This is a genomic window from Pseudomonas sp. yb_5 (assembly GCF_043103865.1).
Classification (GTDB): Bacteria; Pseudomonadota; Gammaproteobacteria; order Pseudomonadales; family Pseudomonadaceae; genus Aquipseudomonas; species Aquipseudomonas putida_Y.
The window spans coordinates 26,679-42,947 of sequence record NZ_JBICKE010000131.1; the positions used below are offsets into that span (position 1 = coordinate 26,679).

The window sequence follows — 16,269 nt, forward strand, 5'->3', positions numbered from 1 at the left end:
ACTCCTTTCTAGTACACGAAACCTGTACCGGCGTCTTCGCGGGCAAGCCCGCTCCCACAGGGACACCACAGGATCAGATACCTGTGAAATACCTGTGGGAGCGGGCTTGCCCGCGAAGACGCCAACACGGTCATTTGCCCGAGCGCTGGAACCGCGCCACTTCGACGAACAGGTCGGAGTTGGCCGGGTCGTCCAGGTAGGCCAGCACCCGCGCCGCCGGGCTGTCGATCAGCACGCCGTCGCCGTTGTCCTCCGGCACTTCGGTACTACGACCGCTCAGTTCCTTCTTGTCCACCGCCTGCTGCACCTGCTCGACATCCAGGTTGTAGACCACCAGTTCCTTGCCATCGACGATGTCGAAGCCGCCAATCAGGAAATTGCCACCCAGCCGCTTGGGCACGCCAGCCGACAAATACCAGCGGTTGCCGTGGCGTGACACGGTGAACACGTATTCTTCAGGGGCCTTGCCCTTGGCCGTGGCCACCGCCTTGTAGGCATCGCCGCCGCTACGGCTGATCACCAGTTTCAGCGGCTCTCCCCAGGCGTCCTTGCTGCTCCACTTGCCGAGCAGGGCCTTGGGCGCTGCCTGGTTGCTGGGCAAGGGCTCATGGAAGGTCACCAGACAACCGCCCAGCAGCAGGAATGACAAAGTCAACAACACCACACGCCAGGCTTTCATCAGGTTCTCCTTGAAAAGGTCGTTCTCGCCTCAGGCCGATGCCAGCACCAGCTGCAGGTATCGGGTAAGCATAGCGAGCATCTGCCCATCGGCTTGCGCATTCGCATCCTTGAGCAGGCCTTGATATTCCAACTGCTCGATAATCGCCGTCAACATCTGTGCGTCCTGCTCCGGCTGCCGCGAGCCTACTACCTGCAGCAATTGCCGGGTGCCGTGCAGCAGGATCTGTTCATGGGCGCACACCAGCTCTGCCAGCCGTGGGCACAACAACGCCTCCTGGCGGAAGGCCTGCTCGGCCATCAGGAAGTCACGGCGGTTCAGCAGTTGCCGCTGAACGTAGTCGGCGGTCATGCGCGCCACGTCGTCAGCCAGCCGCGCACGTGACTGCGGGCTGCCATCGCCCTGCGCCAGCAACTGGCGCAACACCACCTCGGTGTTGGCCCACAGCTTGGCCATGTAGGCCGCACTGCGCTCGACGTACTGGGCAAAGGTATCGGTGAGCAGGTCCTCGATGTCCTTGAAATAGTAGGTGGTGGCCGACAATGGCACGCCGGCCTCGGCGGCCACTGCCCGGTGGCGCACACCGCGCACGCCATCGCGCACGACAATGCGCATGGCGGCATCGAGAATCAACTGGCGACGCTGTTCGCTGCCTTGGCGGGCAGTCTTGCGGCCTTGGTATTGCACGCTTTCGGCGACGGCGGTGGCGATGCCGGCGGCGCCTTGGTCAGGCATGGCGGGTGTCACGGGGGATACCTCATGGGCAGTGTTTCGTCAGTACCGGCCTCTTCGCGGGTAAAACCGCTCCTGCAAGGGCCTGCTGAGGCCTTTGCAGGAGCGGGTTCACCCGCGAAGGGGCCAGCCCTGACAACATAAAGCTTCAGGCAAGAAAAAGCCGCCTCGAAAGGCGGCTCGTTCAGCTCACTCAGGCCTGCGGACGCATGTGCGGGAACAGGATGACGTCGCGGATCGACGGCGAGTTGGTCAGCAGCATCACCAGGCGGTCGATGCCGATGCCTTCACCGGCGGTCGGCGGCATGCCGTACTCCAGCGCACGAACGAAGTCGGCGTCATAGTGCATGGCTTCATCGTCACCTGCGTCCTTCTCGGCCACCTGGGCCAGGAAGCGCTCGGCCTGATCTTCGGCATCGTTGAGCTCGGAGTAGGCGTTGGCGATTTCGCGGCCACCGATGAACAGCTCGAAACGGTCGGTAACGGCCGGGTTGTCGTCGTTGCGACGGGCCAGCGGCGACACTTCGAACGGGTACTCGGTAATGAAGTGCGGCTGTTCCAGCTTGTGCTCGACCAGCTCTTCGAAAATCATCACCTGCAGCTTGCCCAGGCCTTCATGGCCCAGCACCTTGGCGCCGGCCTTCCTGGCAATCTCGCGGGCGCGGTCGACGTCCTGCAGGTCGGCAGCGGTCAGCTCCGGGTTGTACTTGAGGATCGAGTCGAACACCGACAGGCGTGCGAACGGCTCGCCGAAGTGGAATACCTTGTCGCCGTACGGCACGTCCGTAGAACCCAATACCAGTTGCGCCAGCTCGCGGAACAGTTCCTCGGTGAGGTCCATGTTGTCACGGTAGTCGGCATAGGCCTGGTAGAACTCGAGCATGGTGAATTCAGGGTTGTGACGAGTCGAAACGCCTTCGTTACGGAAGTTGCGGTTGATCTCGAACACTTTCTCAAAACCACCAACCACCAGACGCTTGAGGTACAGCTCCGGCGCGATACGCAGGAACATGGCCATGTCCAAGGCATTGTGGTGGGTTTCGAACGGCTTGGCAGCGGCGCCGCCCGGAATGGTCTGCAGCATCGGCGTCTCGACTTCGAGGAAGTCACGCTCGATGAGGAACTTGCGGATGTGCGAGATCACTTGCGAACGCACACGGAAGGTGTGGCGGGTTTCTTCGTTGACCATCAGGTCGACGTAGCGCTGGCGGTAGCGCTGCTCGGTGTCGGTCAGGCCGTGGTGCTTGTCGGGCAGCGGGCGCAGCGACTTGGTCAGCAGGCGTACGTTGGTCATCTCGACGTACAGGTCGCCCTTGCCGGAACGGGCCAGGGTGCCTTCGGCGCTGATGATGTCGCCCAGGTCCCAGGTCTTGACCGCGGCCAGGGTTTCTTCCGGCAGGGTCTTGCGGTTGACGTAGACCTGAATACGGCCAGTCATGTCCTGGATAACCATGAACGAACCACGGTTGAGCATGATGCGGCCGGCGACCTTGACCGGGATCGCGGCTGCTTCCAGCTCTTCCTTGGTCTTGTCCGCATACTGCTTCTGCAGGTCGTTGCAGTAGCTGTCGCGACGGAAGTCGTTGGGGAAGGCATTGCCCTTGGCACGCTCGGCGGCAAGTTTTTCCTTGCGCAGGGCGATCAGGGCGTTTTCTTCCTGTTGCAGGTCTTGCGATTCGGTCTTGAGGTCGCTCATGTCGTCATTCTTTCCATCAGGTATTCGTTGCCCGTTCCGGGCAGGGCACGCGCTACCGGCGGCTGGCCAGGTAGCGCGGCATGGGGGTGCCAATTACAGGCCCTGCTTGAGGCTCGCTTCCAGATACTGGTCGAGGTCGCCGTCCAGGACTTTCTGGCAATCGCTACGCTCGACACCGGTACGCAAGTCCTTGATGCGCGAGTCATCCAGTACGTAGGAGCGAATCTGGTGACCCCAGCCGATGTCCGACTTGCTGTCTTCCAGCGCCTGCGAGGCGGCATTGCGCTTCTGCATTTCCAGCTCGTACAACTTGGCCCGCAACATTTTCATGGCGGTGTCCTTGTTGGCGTGCTGGGAACGTTCGTTCTGGCAAGCCACCACGGTGTTGGTCGGCACGTGGGTGATACGGACCGCCGAGTCGGTGGTGTTCACGTGCTGACCACCGGCACCGGAGGAGCGGTAGGTGTCGATGCGCAGGTCGGACGGGTTGATCTCGATTTCGACCTTGTCGTCGATCTCGGGCGATACGAATACCGCCGAGAACGACGTGTGGCGACGGGCACCGGAGTCGAACGGGCTCTTGCGCACCAAGCGGTGCACACCGATTTCGGTGCGCAGCCAGCCGAAGGCGTACTCGCCCTTGATGTGCACGGTTGCACCTTTGATACCGGCCACTTCACCTTCGGAAAGCTCGATGATGGTGGCGTCGAAACCACGCTTGTCGGCCCAGCGCAGGTACATGCGCAGCAGGATGTTGGCCCAGTCCTGCGCTTCGGTACCACCGGAACCGGCCTGGATGTCCAGGTAGGCGTTGTTCATGTCCATCTCGCCGCTGAACATGCGACGGAACTCAAGCTGGGCCAGGTTTTCTTCCAGGCTTTCCAGCTCGGTCACGACGTCGCCGACGGCGCCTTCGTCATTTTCTTCGACGGCCATGTCGAGCAGGTCCTGGCAGTCACCCAGGCCGTTGGACAGTTTGTCCAGGGTCTCGACGACCTGGGCCAGCATGGCACGCTCGCGGCCCAGTGCCTGGGCGTACTCAGGCTTGTTCCAGACGTTGGGGTCTTCCAGCTCGCGGTTGACTTCGATCAGGCGGTCATGCTTGTGATCGTAGTCAAAGATACCCCCGAATTGACTGGGAACGCTCGGTGAGGTCCTTGATGGTGTTCAGGATCGGTTGGATTTCCATGGGCGGGCTACTCGTGCGAATTCGGTGAAAAGCCCGCGAGTATAACTGAGTCCGCAGCATGGCGGCAGACCCGCCGGGCGGTCGTATGTATTTAGGGCAACCTGCGCGGTCTCATGTGAGAGCGGCCGCGCCCTCTCCAAGTGCTTAGGCGATGCCGACTTGGTTACGCCCACCGTTCTTGGCCAGGTAAAGACCTTTGTCGGCCGCCGAAATCAGCTGCCGGCAGTGGCTGCCGATAGCAGGCGTCTGGGTGGCCAGGCCGATGCTTACGGTCAAAAATGCATCAGCCGTTGGCGCAGTATGCGGGATACCCAGGCCCAGCACGGTCTGGCGCAGCTTCTCGGCCACCAGCCGCGCCCCGCCTGGCGAGGTGTTGGGCAGCACCAGGGCGAACTCTTCACCGCCATAGCGCGCCGGAAGGTCGGTCGGCCGCGAACACGAGCCGCGAATGGCTTCGGCCACCTGGCGCAAGGCCTCGTCGCCGGCCAGGTGGCCAAAGCTGTCGTTGTAGACTTTGAAGAAGTCCACGTCGATCATCAGCAAAGACAACTGCTGCTGTTCACGCATCGCCCGCCGCCACTCCAGCTCCAGGTATTCATCGAAGTGGCGGCGGTTGGACAGCCCAGTCAGGCCATCGGAGTTCATCAGCCGCTGCAGCATCAGGTTGGAATCCAGCAACTGCTGCTGGCTGACGCGCAAGGCACGGTAGGCCTCGTCGCGCTGCAACAGTGTCAGGTAGGAGCGCGAGTGGTAGCGAATGCGCGCCACAAGCTCGATGGTGTCAGGCAGCTTGACCAGGTAATCGTTGGCCCCGGCAGCAAATGCCGCACTCTTGACCAACGGGTCTTCCTTGGTCGACAGGACGATGATCGGGATGTCCTGGGTCACCGGGTTGTTGCGGTACTCGCGCACCAGGGTCAAGCCGTCCAGGCCTGGCATGATCAGGTCTTGAAGAATGACCGTGGGCTTGATGCGCATGGCCTGGGCCACCGCCTGGTGCGGGTCGGCACAGAAGTGGAAGTCGATGTTGTCTTCATCGGCCAAGCCACGCCGCACCGCTTCGCCGATCATTGCCTGATCGTCAACCAACAGCACCATCGCCGAGTTCTCGTTGGTGGTCGCGAAACCTTCGATCGGTAAATCATTCATCATTGTTCACCCGATCACTACCGGCCTGGCGGCGTGATTCAATACATTTCGTCATTTTGCGAAAAATTCAGTCAGGCGCCCGGCAATGCGTTCCAGCGGGCGGATTTCCACGGCGGCATCAATAGCCGCAGCAGCCTTGGGCATGCCATACACCGCGCTGCTGGCTTGGTCCTGGGCAATGGTCAGAAAGCCCTGCTGACGCATCAGCTTCAGGCCCTGGGCACCGTCGCGGCCCATGCCGGTGAGCAACACGCCCACGGCTTCACCATTCCAGTAACGTGCCACGCTCTCGAAGAACACATCGATCGAGGGCCGGTAGATTTCATTCACAGGTTCGGCAGTGTAGGCCAGTTGGCCGCTCTGTAGCAGGCGAATGTGGTGGTTGGTACCGGCCAGGAGTACCTGCCCTGGCCGCGGCGGTTCGCCTTCACGGGCCAGTCGCACCGGCAGGCCTGCTGCGCTGCTGAGCCATTCGGCCATGCCTGCGGCAAACACCTGGTCCACATGCTGGACCAGCACGATGGCCGCCGGAAACGCGACCGGCAAGCCCTTGAGCAACACTTCCAGTGCTGCTGGCCCCCCCGCCGAAGACCCGATTGCCACCAACCCGCGGCGCTGGGAAGCCTCGCGCAGTGGTGCCGCCACCGACCTTGCGGCAGGTGTACGCTGCTGGCCGACCAGCCAGCCGATATTGAGAATCTTGCGCAGCAATGGCGCCGCCGCTTCGCGGGCATCGCCAGCCCCCAGCGCAGGGGTGTCGACCACATCGAGGGCGCCATGGCCCATGGCCTCGAATACCCGGTGTACGTTCTGCTTACGGTCGACCGTGACGATGACAATGGCGCACGGGGTTTCGGCCATGATCCGTCGGGTCGCCTCGACACCGTCCATCACCGGCATGATCAGGTCCATGAGTATCAGGTCCGGCAACAACTCGGTGCAACGCTGCACCGCCTCGGCACCGTTGCTGGCTACCCACACGACCTGGTGCGCGGGCTCCAGGGCGACCGCACGGCGCAACGCTTCGACGGCCAGGGGCATGTCATTGACGATGGCGATCTTCATCCCTGAGCACCTCCGATCAGCTCCACCACAGCATCCAGCAACGCATCGTCGTGGAAACTGGCCTTTGCCAAATAGTAGTCGGCGCCGGCATCCAGGCCTCGCCGTCGGTCTTCCTCACGGTCTTTATAGGACACCACCATCACCGGCAACGACTGCAGGCGCTGGTCGCGGCGCACCAAGGTAACCAGCTCGATACCGTCCATGCGCGGCATGTCGATGTCGGTGATCAACAGGTCGAAGTCCTCGCTGCGCAGGGCGTTCCAGCCATCCATGCCATCCACCGCCACCGCCACGTCGTAGCCACGGTTGCCCAGCAGCTTGCGCTGCAGTTCACGCACGGTCAGCGAGTCGTCGACCACCAGGATGCGTTTGCGAACCACACCACGGGCTCCGCTGCTGCCGCGTTCGATACGCTCCAGGCTGCCGGTACTGAGCAGTTTTTCCACCGAGCGAAGCAAGTCTTCGACATCGACAATCAGGACCACCGAGCCATCATCGAGCAAGGCACCGGAGGAAATGTCCTGCACTTTCCCCAGGCGCGGGTCGAGTGGCATCACGACCAGCACCCGCTCCCCCACCAACCGCTCCACGGCCACGCCGTACAGTTGCTCGCGCTCACGAATCACCACTACCCGCAGACTGGTTTCGTCGCTTTGCCCGGCCGGTCGATTGAGCAACTGGCTGGCCGCCACCAGGCCAATATGCCGGCCTTCGTGCCAGAAATGCTGCCGCCCTTCGATCTGCACGATCTGCTCGGCGGTCACTTCCAGCGTGCGTTCGATATGGGCCATCGGGAAGGCGTAAGCCTCACCACCCACCTCGACCACCAGACTGCGAACGACCGAGAGGGTCAGCGGCACCTGCAGATGGAAGCGACAGCCCTGCCCTGCCGCCTGAGTCAACTCGATCGAGCCGCGCAGCTCGCGGATCAAGTGCTGCACCGCATCCAGCCCCACACCGCGCCCGGACACTTCGGTAACCTTGTCACGCAGGCTGAAACCGGGCAGGAACAGGAACGTCAGCAGCTCCGCCTCACTCATCCGCGCCACCGTATCAGCAGGCGACAGGGCGCGCTCGACGATGCTGCTGCGCAGGCGCTCCAGGTCGATACCGGCGCCATCGTCGATCAGCTCCAGGCTGAGCATGCCCGCCTGGTGCGAAGCCCGCAGTCGGATCACCCCCTCGTCCGGCTTGCCTGCCAGCAGGCGCCGCTCGGGCAATTCGATGCCGTGGTCGACAGCATTGCGCAACAGGTGGGTCAGCGGTGCTTCGAGCTTTTCCAGCACATCGCGGTCGACCTGGGTCTTTTCCCCTTCCACCACCAGCCGCACCGGTTTGCCCAGCGAACGGCCCAGGTCGCGGACCATGCGGCTTTGCCCGGTCAGCACGTCGGCAAACGGCCGCATCCGGCAGGCCAGGGCAGTGTCATACAACAACTGTGCACGCTGACTGGCCTGCCAGCCGAACTCATCCAGATCGGCCGCCTGCTGCTGCAGAATCTGCTGGGTCTCTGCCAGCAGGCGCTGGGTCTGTGCCAAGGCTTCGAGCACCTCGCCGCCCTGACCACTGTCTTCCAGTTGCATGCGCAAGCCGTCAAGTGCCTGCATGCCTTGGCCGTGCATGCGTTTGAGGCGCTGCAGGGTAGCCAGGTACGGTTTGAGCCGCTGGGTTTCCACCAGCGACTTGCTGGACAGGTCAAGCAGGCTATTGAGGCGGTCGGCGGTGACACGCAGAACCCGCTCGGCACCTTCGCCAGCGCGCTTGCCAGCCTTGCGCCGCAGGGCTGGTTCGGGCTCTGGTTCCGGCGCCTGGGCTGGCAATGGCAAGGGTGCAGGCGGCAGGGTTGCCGGCGGCGGCTCCGGCAGCACGGGTGCAGCCAGCGGCACTGCAGGCATGGCGGAAGCGCCCACGTCGAGCAGGCTGGCCATTTGCGCAAGAAACACCGGCAAGGTCGCCTGCGCCCCGGCATCGCCGGGTGTGGCAATACGCATCAGCAGGTCGGTACCTTGCAACAACGCGTCAATATGCTCGGCGGTCAGCCGCAGTCGGCCTTCCTGGGCCGCTACCAGGCAATCCTCCATGACGTGGGCGACACTGACGCCAGCATCCACCCCGACAATGCGCGCTGCCCCCTTGAGCGAGTGCGCTGCGCGCATGCACGCCTCGAGCTGGTCGGCTTGGGTGGGGTTGCGTTCCAGTGCCATCAGGCCAGCGCTGAGCACTTGGGTCTGCGCCTCGGCCTCCAGGCTGAACAGTTCGAGCAACGATGCGTCGCGCATTTGCTCTGGGGTCATGACAGGCTCCGCTGCAGGGCAGACAGTAAGTGTTGATCGTCCAGAACCCGCACGCTGCGGCCGCGCCACTGCAGGACTGCGGCGGTAAAGCGTGTGGCGTCCCGGCCACTGCCCAGCAACTGCGGGTCGAGCCGGTGAATACCGTCGATTTCCTCGACAGCCATCACCACCGGCCCACCTTCGGCGGCCAGAATCAGCATACGTGGCATCGCCCGTACGCTGCGTTGCTCGGGGGCGCCGCCCTGCACCCCCAGCAAGTCAGCCAGTGACAGGCACGGCACCAACGCGCCGCGCACATTGGCAACCCCATGCAGCAGCCGCGAGCGCTGGTGCGGCAAAGAATGCACCGCCTGCAAGGGGGCGATCTCGACCAGGCAAGCGGTAGCCAGCGCCAGCCATTCTTCGCCCAGACGGAACAGCAGCATGGAATGGCCGGTGTTTTCCTCGTCCGGCTGCACCGCTGCAGCCTGGTGGTCCTGCGTCAGCGCATAACGGTCGAGCAAACGCGTGGCCGCAGCGGCATACACCTCGCAATTGCGGCAATGAACATGCCGCTCCAGCAGTGGGCACTGCTTGTCGCCGCGCACACCAATGCGGTTCCAACAGTCGTCGATGTGCGCGTCATCCTCGGCGAGCAACTGCATCGCGGATTCACTGTTCATCGTTCAGACTCCCGGCCAGCCCGCGCCGCGCGCGCCTGAAGGCGCCGAGCGCCGGCCATGTCACCCTGGGCCGCCAGCAAGGCGGCCAGGTGCACCAGCGCCTCGGGGTGCTGTGGATCCAGGTACAGGGCCTTGCGATAGTGGTTCAGCGCCTGCTGCGCATCGCCTTCGGTATCACTGAGCAAACCCAGCCAGTAGTACACCTGTGCCGACGGCGGGTACTGGCTCAGGTAGCGCTGGCATGCGCTACGGGCCTGCTCGCTGGCGCCGGCATTGGCCAGCCGGGCAATGTCGGCCAGCAACTCGCTGGCCCCCTCGTGCCTGTGCTCGCGGACTGGCGCTGGCCTGGCCGCCACCGGCAGCACACGCAGCGGACGAGACAACGGCACACTGGGCTGCGAAAAACCCGGTGCCGGCAAGCTGGTGAACGTACGCTTGGCGGGTTGGGCAGGTGCCGCCGCCAAGGGGGGGCTGTCGCCTTCGTGACGCACATAGGCAAACGACTGGGCGATCCCCAATGGGCGCATGCCCATGCGCGCCAACAAGCTGCCTTCAGCCGGGCCGATGAACAGCACACCCTGCGGATGCAGCAAGCGCTTGAGCACTTCGAACACACGCTGTTGAGTCGGGACGTCGAAATAGATCAACAGATTGCGACAGAACACGAAGTCATACAGGCCATCGCGGCTGGCCAGCGCCGGGTCAAGCACATTGCCCACCCGCAGGCTGACTTGCTGGCGTACCCGTTCATGCAGGCGGTGGCCTTCGCCCTGAGCATCGAAGTAACGCTCGCGAAAGCCCAGTTCGCTACCCCGGAACGCATTGCGCCCATATACCGCCTGCCCGGCCTTGGCTACCGAGCTGGGGCTGATGTCCATTCCATCGACAAGGAATGCCCCTGGCCCCATCCCGGCGTCAAACAAGGCCATGGCCAGCGAATAGGGCTCCTCGCCGGTAGAACATGGCAGGCTGAGTAATCGCAGCGGGCGCGCGCCAGCCAGTTGAGCAAGCCGTTTATGGGCCAGGCTGGCCAGCGCAGTGAAGGATTCGGGGTAACGGAAAAACCAGGTTTCCGGGACGATCACCGCTTCGATCAGCGCCTGTTGCTCATCTGCCGACTGCTGCAGGCGCAGCCAGTAATCGTCCAGGTCCATCGCGCCCGCAGCCACGCAACGTTGACGCAGCGCGCGTTCGACCATGGGCGCCCCCACCGACTCCACGTCCAGGCCAATACGCTCGCGCAAGAAGCGGAAGAAACGCTGTTCGTTCATGTGGGCATCCCTGTCGGGTCTTGCGTGTACAGCAATTGGTGCACGGTGTCGGGCAGCAGGTCATTGACTTCGATGCGCTGCAGCAGGCCCTGGGCATCCTGGCGCACCGGGCCCAGATAAGGCGCTTCGCCTGTGTCCACCCCGTAGGGCTGGAACTCGTCGGGTTGGCAACGCAGGGTTTCGGTGGCCTGCTCAAGGATCAGGCCAAGCTGCAGACCGCCTCGATAGTGGACCAGCACCAGGCGGGTGCTGGTGCGTTGCACCGCTGCCTGGCCGAAGCTCAGTGCGGCAAGGTCGATCACCGGTACCAGTTGGCCACGATGGGCGAGGATACCCGCGACCCAGGCAGGTGCCTGGGCGATGGGCTTGAGCGGCTGACGCGGCAGCACTTCGATCACCTCGTGCACGCTCAGGGCAAAGCGCTGCTCTCTGATGCGAAACTGCAGGTACAGCGTCCCCTTGGTGTTCTCCGCCGCGTTGCGCAGTAGCAAGTCGTTCATCGCGGTCAGACTTTGAAGCGCGACACGCCGCCACGCAGGCCCGCAGCCACCTGGCTCAGCTCATCGATGGCATAGCTGGCCTGGCGCAGCGACTCGACAGTCTGGGTGCTGGCATCGCTGAGCTGGGCCAGCGCCTGGTTGATCTGTTCGGCACCAGTGGCCTGGGCCTGCATGCCTTCGTTGACCATCAACACACGCGGCGCCAAGGCCTGTACCTGGTGAATGATCTGGCTGAGTTGCTCGCCCACCTGCTGCACCTCGAACATGCCGCGGCGCACTTCTTCGGAGAACTTGTCCATCCCCATGACACCGGCCGACACTGCCGACTGGATCTCGCGCACCATCTGCTCGATGTCGTAGGTGGCCACGGCGGTCTGGTCGGCCAGGCGGCGCACTTCGGTAGCAACCACGGCAAAGCCGCGGCCATATTCGCCGGCCTTTTCCGCTTCGATGGCGGCGTTGAGCGACAGCAGATTGGTCTGGTCCGCAACCTTGACGATGGTTACCACCATCTGGGTGATGTTGCTGGCTTTCTCGTTGAGGATACCGAGCTTGGCATTGACCAGGTCGGCAGCGCCCATCACCTGATGCATGGTCTCTTCCATGCGTGCCAGGCCCTGCTGCCCGGAGCCTGCCAGACTGGATGCCTGATCAGCAGCCGTAGTCACTTCGGTCATGGTGCGCACCAGGTCCCGCGAAGTGGCGGCGATTTCCCGCGAGGTGGCGCCGATTTCGGTGGTGGTGGCGGCCGTTTCGGTGGCGGTGGCCTGCTGCTGCTTGGACGTGGCGGCAATCTCGGTGACCGAAGTGGTCACCTGCACCGACGAACGTTGGGCCTGGGCCACCAGGTTGGCCAGTGCCTCGGCCATTTCGTTGAAGCCGCTTTCGATGGCGCCGAATTCGTCCTTGCGGTCCAGGCTCAGGCGCATGCTCAAATCACCCGAGCGCAGTTTGTCGAGGGCATGCACGATACGCTGCATGGGCGCCGTGATAGCACGTAGCAGCAGCAGGCCGCAGATGCCGGCAGCGACGATTGCCAACAACAGCGAAACCAACATGCTGCCCTTGGCCGTGTTGACGGCATTGACGATCTCGTTGGTGGCGGCACCGGCAGAGGCCCGATTATTCTCGATCACGTCATTCAGGTGCTCGCGCCCATCCATCCAGGCCGGGGTGAGGACCTCGGTGATCAGCCGTTGGGCTTCGTCGTAGTTGTGCTGAGCGTACGCATCCAGCACCTGGTTGACGATCTTGAGGTAGTTTTCTTCCAGTTGCACGAAGCTGTCAAATCGGGCCTGGTCGTCCTTGTCCTTAATGGTGGTCTGGTAGCTGGCCATGAATTGCTTTAGCCGGTTATCGAAGTTTCTGAACAGTTCCAGGTCGGCCGAAGTGATTTCACGATGGTTGGACAGGCCCACCAGTTGCTGGCTGGTGACGTAGCTGTCGACCCAGGCGCTGCGGATCATCGAGCTGTAGTAGACGCCGGGAATGCTGTCGGTCCCCACCGCCTCTTCGGCGGTTTCGATAGTCACCAACCGCGAGTAGGCGGCCACGATCATCAGCAGCATGATGGCGATGATCACGGCGAAACTTGCCAGGATCCGTTGGCGCAAGGTCCAGTTCTTCACATTCAGCCCTCAGGAATTCACAACGAGCGGGAAAAATCGCCGAAGTATAGCCCAGAGGTCTTACGGTTTATCGGGCGAAATGCGCGGATTGGGTAAAAGCTGGCAAGTGCTTGTCGTGACATTTTCGGCGCTCGGCTTGACGAACGCAGAAAATGTCGTGACAAACGCTGCTACTGCGCAACGGCCTCCCTCACCTGGGTCTCCAGCGCCTGGCGCAAGCCCGGGTCCAGCCGCAGCTGGCGGGCCAGCTCATCCAGGTAGGCACGCTCCATGAAGTTATCCTCATCGACCATCATCACGCTGGCCAGATACATCTCGGCAGCCATCTCCGGCGTTTGCGCCGCGCGGGCCACTTCGGCCGGGTCCAGCGGCTTGTTCAGCTCGGCATGCAGCCAGTGCTGCAATTCGCGGTCGCTGTCCAGGCGTGTGAACTCGCCCTCGATCAGCGCCCGTTCGCGCTCGTCGATATGCCCATCGGACTTGGCGGCCGCCACCAGCGCGCGCAGTACTGCCTGGCTGTGCTGCTCGGCCTGGGCTGGCGGCAGGCGGTCGATGGTTTGAGGCTCGGCGGCGGCCACCCGCTGGTTTGCCTGCCAGTTGCCGTAAGCTTTATAGGCCAGCACCCCCAGCGCGGCGAGGCCACCGTACGTCAGGGCTTTGCCACCGTACTTGCGGGCCTTCTTGCTACCCAGCAACAGGCCAAGAGCGCCTCCACCCAACAGGCCGCCCCCTGCTCCGGACAATAGCCCGCCAAGCCCGCCTGACGCGCTGCCAGGCTTGGTGGCGCCTCCCTGCTTCTCGAGCAATTGCTGGCCAGATTTGAGGAGTTGATCAAGCAAGCCCCGGGTATTCATTCGCGCGTCTCCACGTAAGAAGATTCAAACGCCAGAGTAAGGCTTGGCGGAGCACACGCCATGCAGGGATTTGCTTCCGGATGTTGCATTAGCTGGCAAAAAGCCAACTAGACTCGATATCGCCAATACCTCACACCCACGCACTACGCTTATAACGATTGCTTCACTGCTTGCCTCATGACTGCCAGAACAGGATCGCCAAGAAGAGGGAACACCATGTCAGTGCACAAGACCGCATTGCTCGGCGCCACCACCTGCGCCTTGCTGGCCGGCACCAGCCTGCAGGCCGCCGAAGCGCCCAAGGCCCTGGGAGCCGGCGAGGGGCGCCTGGACATCATCGCCTGGCCCGGCTACATCGAGCGCGGTGAAAGCGACAAGGCCTACGACTGGGTAACCGGCTTCGAAAAGGAAACCGGCTGCAAGGTCAGTGTGAAAACTGCCGCCACCTCGGACGAGATGGTCAGCCTGATGGCCAAGGGCGGCTATGACCTGGTCACCGCCTCGGGCGATGCATCGTTGCGGCTGATCGCAGGCAAACGCGTGCAGCCGATCAACACCGCCCTGATCTCGAATTGGAAGACCATCGACCCGCGCCTGCAGAACGGTGACTGGTATGTGGTCGACAAGCAGGTGTACGGCACGCCGTACCAGTGGGGGCCAAACGTGCTGCTGTACAACACCAACACCTTCAAGCAGGCACCGACCAGCTGGAGCGTGGTGTTCGAGCCGCAGAACCTGCCCGACGGCAAGCCGAACAAGGGCCGCGTGCAAGCCTATGACGGGCCGATCTACATCGCCGATGCAGCGCTGTACCTCAAGTCGGCCAAGCCCGAACTGGGCATCAAGGACCCGTACGAACTGAACGAGGCACAATACAAGGCCGTGCTGGAACTGCTACGCCAGCAACAACCGCTGATCCACCGCTATTGGCATGACGCCACGGTCCAGATGAGCGATGTGAAAAATGAAGGCGTGGTTGCCTCCAGCTCCTGGGGCTACATGGTCAATGGCCTCAAGGCCGAGAACCAGCCAGTGGCCTCGACCATCCCCAAGGAGGGCGCGACCGGCTGGGCTGACACCACCATGTTGCACGCCGAGGCCAAGCACCCCAACTGCGCCTACAAATGGATGGACTGGTCGTTGCAACCTAAGGTGCAAGGCGATGTGGCAGCCTGGTTCGGCTCGTTGCCGGCTGTGCCGGCGGCGTGCACCGGCAGCGAACTGCTGGGGACCGAGGGCTGCAAGGCCAACGGTTTCGACAACTTCGACAAGATCGCCTTCTGGAAAACACCGCAGGCCCAAGGGGGCAAGTTCGTGCCGTACAGCCGCTGGACCCAGGACTACATTGCGATCATGGGTGGTCGCTGAGGTTGTCTGAATGCCTGTGCTGGCCTCTTCGCGGGCAAGCCCGCTCCCACAGGTTCTTCACCTGATGCAAGGGTGGCGCTCCACCTGTAGGAGCGGGCTTGCCCGCGAAGAGGCCGGTACAGGAGAAATATTCGTTCCTGGAGTCCACGCATGCCCCTAGCCGTCCAGTTCACCCAGGTTTCCCGCACCTTTGGCGAGGTCAAGGCCGTCGACCAGGTCAGCATCGACATCATCGATGGCGAGTTCTTTTCCATGCTCGGCCCTTCCGGCTCGGGCAAGACCACCTGCCTGCGCCTGATCGCAGGCTTCGAGCATCCCTCCAGCGGTTCGATCCGCATCCAAGGGATCGAGGCCGCAGGCATGCCGCCCTACCAACGTGACGTCAACACAGTGTTCCAGGACTATGCGCTGTTCCCGCACATGAACGTGCTGGACAACATCGCCTATGGCCTGAAGGTAAAAGGCGTGGGCAAGGCCGAACGCCACAGCCGTGCCGAAGAAGCCCTGGCCATGGTGGCCCTGGCTGGCTATGGCGCGCGTAAGCCGGCACAGCTGTCTGGCGGCCAGCGTCAGCGCGTGGCCCTGGCCCGGGCGCTGGTCAACCGGCCGCGGGTGCTGCTGCTGGATGAGCCACTGGGCGCGCTGGACCTGAAATTGCGCGAACAGATGCAAGGCGAGCTGAAAAAGCTGCAACGCCAACTGGGCATCACCTTCATCTTCGTCACCCACGACCAGACCGAAGCGCTGTCGATGTCAGACCGGGTCGCGGTGTTCAACCGCGGGCGTATCGAACAGGTCGACACCCCGCGCAACCTGTACATGAAGCCTACCACCACCTTCGTCGCTGAATTCGTCGGCACGTCCAACGTGGTGCGTGGCGAGCTGGCCATGCAGCTCAACGGCAGCCTTGCGCCCTTCTCCATCCGCCCCGAGCATATCCGTCTGGGCGACCCGGTAGTGACCAGCCATGAGGTACAGGTCAGCGGCGTGCTGCGTGATGTCCAGTACCAAGGCAGCGCCACACGCTACGAACTGCAGCTGGACAACGGCCAACTGCTGGCAGTCAGCCAGGCCAATGACCGCTGGCAGAAGCAGGTGCAGGCCTGGCAGCCCGGGCAACGGCTGCAGGCGCACTGGCCCCGCGAGGCCATGACGGTGCTGCAGGAAACCGAGGACCGCTGA

14 protein-coding genes are annotated in these 16,269 nt (G+C 63.1%); 2 read left to right on the top strand and 12 right to left on the bottom strand.

Translation table 11 applies throughout. From position 1 onward, the window contains the following. Positions 1-130: 130 nt before the first annotated feature. The 12 genes from ACF8GF_RS23635 to ACF8GF_RS23690 all read right to left on the bottom strand — a co-directional run bounded on the left by ACF8GF_RS23635 (position 131) and on the right by ACF8GF_RS23690 (position 13,719). Positions 131-679 (bottom strand): hypothetical protein, encoded by a 549-nt coding sequence (locus tag ACF8GF_RS23635; RefSeq protein WP_014592169.1) that lies wholly within the window; start codon positions 677-679, stop codon positions 131-133. Positions 680-709: 30 nt separating this feature from the next. Then, a complete protein-coding gene (locus ACF8GF_RS23640; RefSeq protein WP_209963896.1) occupies positions 710-1,414 on the bottom strand; it encodes a TetR/AcrR family transcriptional regulator in 705 nt (234 codons plus the stop codon). Positions 1,415-1,604: 190 nt separating this feature from the next. Next, on the bottom strand, positions 1,605-3,107 hold the full coding sequence (lysS, locus tag ACF8GF_RS23645) for a lysine--tRNA ligase (RefSeq protein ID WP_209963893.1): 1,503 nt from the start codon (positions 3,105-3,107) through the stop codon (positions 1,605-1,607). Positions 3,108-3,200: 93 nt separating this feature from the next. Then, positions 3,201-4,296 (bottom strand): peptide chain release factor 2 gene (gene prfB, locus ACF8GF_RS23650; protein WP_061405587.1). Its coding sequence is split into 2 segments (ribosomal slippage): positions 3,201-4,223 and positions 4,225-4,296, totalling 1,095 coding nucleotides; the frame shifts between segments, so codons are not numbered across the junction. 144 nt (positions 4,297-4,440) lie between these two features. Beyond that, entirely contained in the window at positions 4,441-5,445 is a 1,005-nt protein-coding gene (gene wspR, locus ACF8GF_RS23655) for a Wsp signal transduction system regulator diguanylate cyclase WspR (RefSeq protein ID WP_176682728.1), read from the bottom strand. A 51-nt stretch (positions 5,446-5,496) separates the two neighbouring features. Then, on the bottom strand, positions 5,497-6,510 hold the full coding sequence (wspF, locus tag ACF8GF_RS23660; RefSeq protein ID WP_176682727.1) for a Wsp signal transduction system protein-glutamate methylesterase WspF: 1,014 nt from the start codon (positions 6,508-6,510) through the stop codon (positions 5,497-5,499). Beyond that, positions 6,507-8,804, bottom strand: a complete 2,298-nt coding sequence (locus ACF8GF_RS23665) for a hybrid sensor histidine kinase/response regulator (RefSeq protein ID WP_392488381.1) — start codon at positions 8,802-8,804, stop codon at positions 6,507-6,509. The genes wspF and ACF8GF_RS23665 overlap by 4 nt, the downstream gene beginning before the upstream one ends. Beyond that, positions 8,801-9,466, bottom strand: coding sequence for a chemotaxis protein CheW (locus ACF8GF_RS23670; RefSeq protein ID WP_209963886.1), 666 nt, complete (start codon positions 9,464-9,466; stop codon positions 8,801-8,803). Before ACF8GF_RS23670 ends, ACF8GF_RS23665 begins: the two co-directional genes overlap by 4 nt. Then, on the bottom strand, positions 9,463-10,737 hold the full coding sequence (locus tag ACF8GF_RS23675) for a protein-glutamate O-methyltransferase CheR (protein WP_176682724.1): 1,275 nt from the start codon (positions 10,735-10,737) through the stop codon (positions 9,463-9,465). Before ACF8GF_RS23675 ends, ACF8GF_RS23670 begins: the two co-directional genes overlap by 4 nt. Continuing rightward, positions 10,734-11,237 (bottom strand): chemotaxis protein CheW, encoded by a 504-nt coding sequence (locus ACF8GF_RS23680; protein WP_176682723.1) that lies wholly within the window; start codon positions 11,235-11,237, stop codon positions 10,734-10,736. Before ACF8GF_RS23680 ends, ACF8GF_RS23675 begins: the two co-directional genes overlap by 4 nt. Positions 11,238-11,242: 5 nt before the next feature. Beyond that, the gene (locus ACF8GF_RS23685; protein WP_176682722.1) at positions 11,243-12,865 is read right to left on the bottom strand and encodes a methyl-accepting chemotaxis protein; all 1,623 of its coding nucleotides are present in this window, start codon (positions 12,863-12,865) and stop codon (positions 11,243-11,245) included. A gap of 170 nt (positions 12,866-13,035) precedes the next feature. Continuing rightward, positions 13,036-13,719 carry a tellurite resistance TerB family protein gene (locus ACF8GF_RS23690; RefSeq protein ID WP_176682721.1) on the bottom strand — a complete coding sequence of 228 codons (684 nt, stop codon included), beginning with the start codon at positions 13,717-13,719 and terminating at the stop codon, positions 13,036-13,038. Between the two features lie 216 nt (positions 13,720-13,935). On the opposite strand from ACF8GF_RS23690, the gene ydcS reads away from it, so the two are divergent. Together ydcS and ACF8GF_RS23700 are read left to right on the top strand one after the other, a co-directional pair. Further along, positions 13,936-15,087: a putative ABC transporter substrate-binding protein YdcS gene (gene ydcS / locus ACF8GF_RS23695; RefSeq protein ID WP_176682720.1), complete on the top strand. Its 1,152-nt coding sequence runs from the start codon at positions 13,936-13,938 to the stop codon at positions 15,085-15,087. A 150-nt stretch (positions 15,088-15,237) separates the two neighbouring features. Further along, complete coding sequence (locus ACF8GF_RS23700) at positions 15,238-16,269, top strand: ABC transporter ATP-binding protein (RefSeq protein ID WP_176682719.1); 1,032 nt, start codon at positions 15,238-15,240, stop codon at positions 16,267-16,269.

Excerpts from the sequence above, each read along its gene's own strand:
- lysS (WP_209963893.1), bottom strand. The coding sequence starts at position 3,107 with ATGAGCGACCTCAAGACCGAATCGCAAGACCTGCAACAGGAAGAAAAC.
- ydcS (WP_176682720.1), top strand. The coding sequence starts at position 13,936 with ATGTCAGTGCACAAGACCGCATTGCTCGGCGCCACCACCTGCGCCTTG.
- ACF8GF_RS23665 (WP_392488381.1), bottom strand. The coding sequence starts at position 8,804 with ATGACCCCAGAGCAAATGCGCGACGCATCGTTGCTCGAACTGTTCAGC.
- wspF (WP_176682727.1), bottom strand. The coding sequence starts at position 6,510 with ATGAAGATCGCCATCGTCAATGACATGCCCCTGGCCGTCGAAGCGTTG.
- ACF8GF_RS23680 (WP_176682723.1), bottom strand. The coding sequence starts at position 11,237 with ATGAACGACTTGCTACTGCGCAACGCGGCGGAGAACACCAAGGGGACG.
- ACF8GF_RS23675 (WP_176682724.1), bottom strand. The coding sequence starts at position 10,737 with ATGAACGAACAGCGTTTCTTCCGCTTCTTGCGCGAGCGTATTGGCCTG.
- ACF8GF_RS23690 (WP_176682721.1), bottom strand. The coding sequence starts at position 13,719 with ATGAATACCCGGGGCTTGCTTGATCAACTCCTCAAATCTGGCCAGCAA.
- ACF8GF_RS23700 (WP_176682719.1), top strand. The coding sequence starts at position 15,238 with ATGCCCCTAGCCGTCCAGTTCACCCAGGTTTCCCGCACCTTTGGCGAG.
- ACF8GF_RS23670 (WP_209963886.1), bottom strand. The coding sequence starts at position 9,466 with ATGAACAGTGAATCCGCGATGCAGTTGCTCGCCGAGGATGACGCGCAC.
- ACF8GF_RS23635 (WP_014592169.1), bottom strand. The coding sequence starts at position 679 with ATGAAAGCCTGGCGTGTGGTGTTGTTGACTTTGTCATTCCTGCTGCTG.
- wspR (WP_176682728.1), bottom strand. The coding sequence starts at position 5,445 with ATGAATGATTTACCGATCGAAGGTTTCGCGACCACCAACGAGAACTCG.
- ACF8GF_RS23640 (WP_209963896.1), bottom strand. The coding sequence starts at position 1,414 with ATGCCTGACCAAGGCGCCGCCGGCATCGCCACCGCCGTCGCCGAAAGC.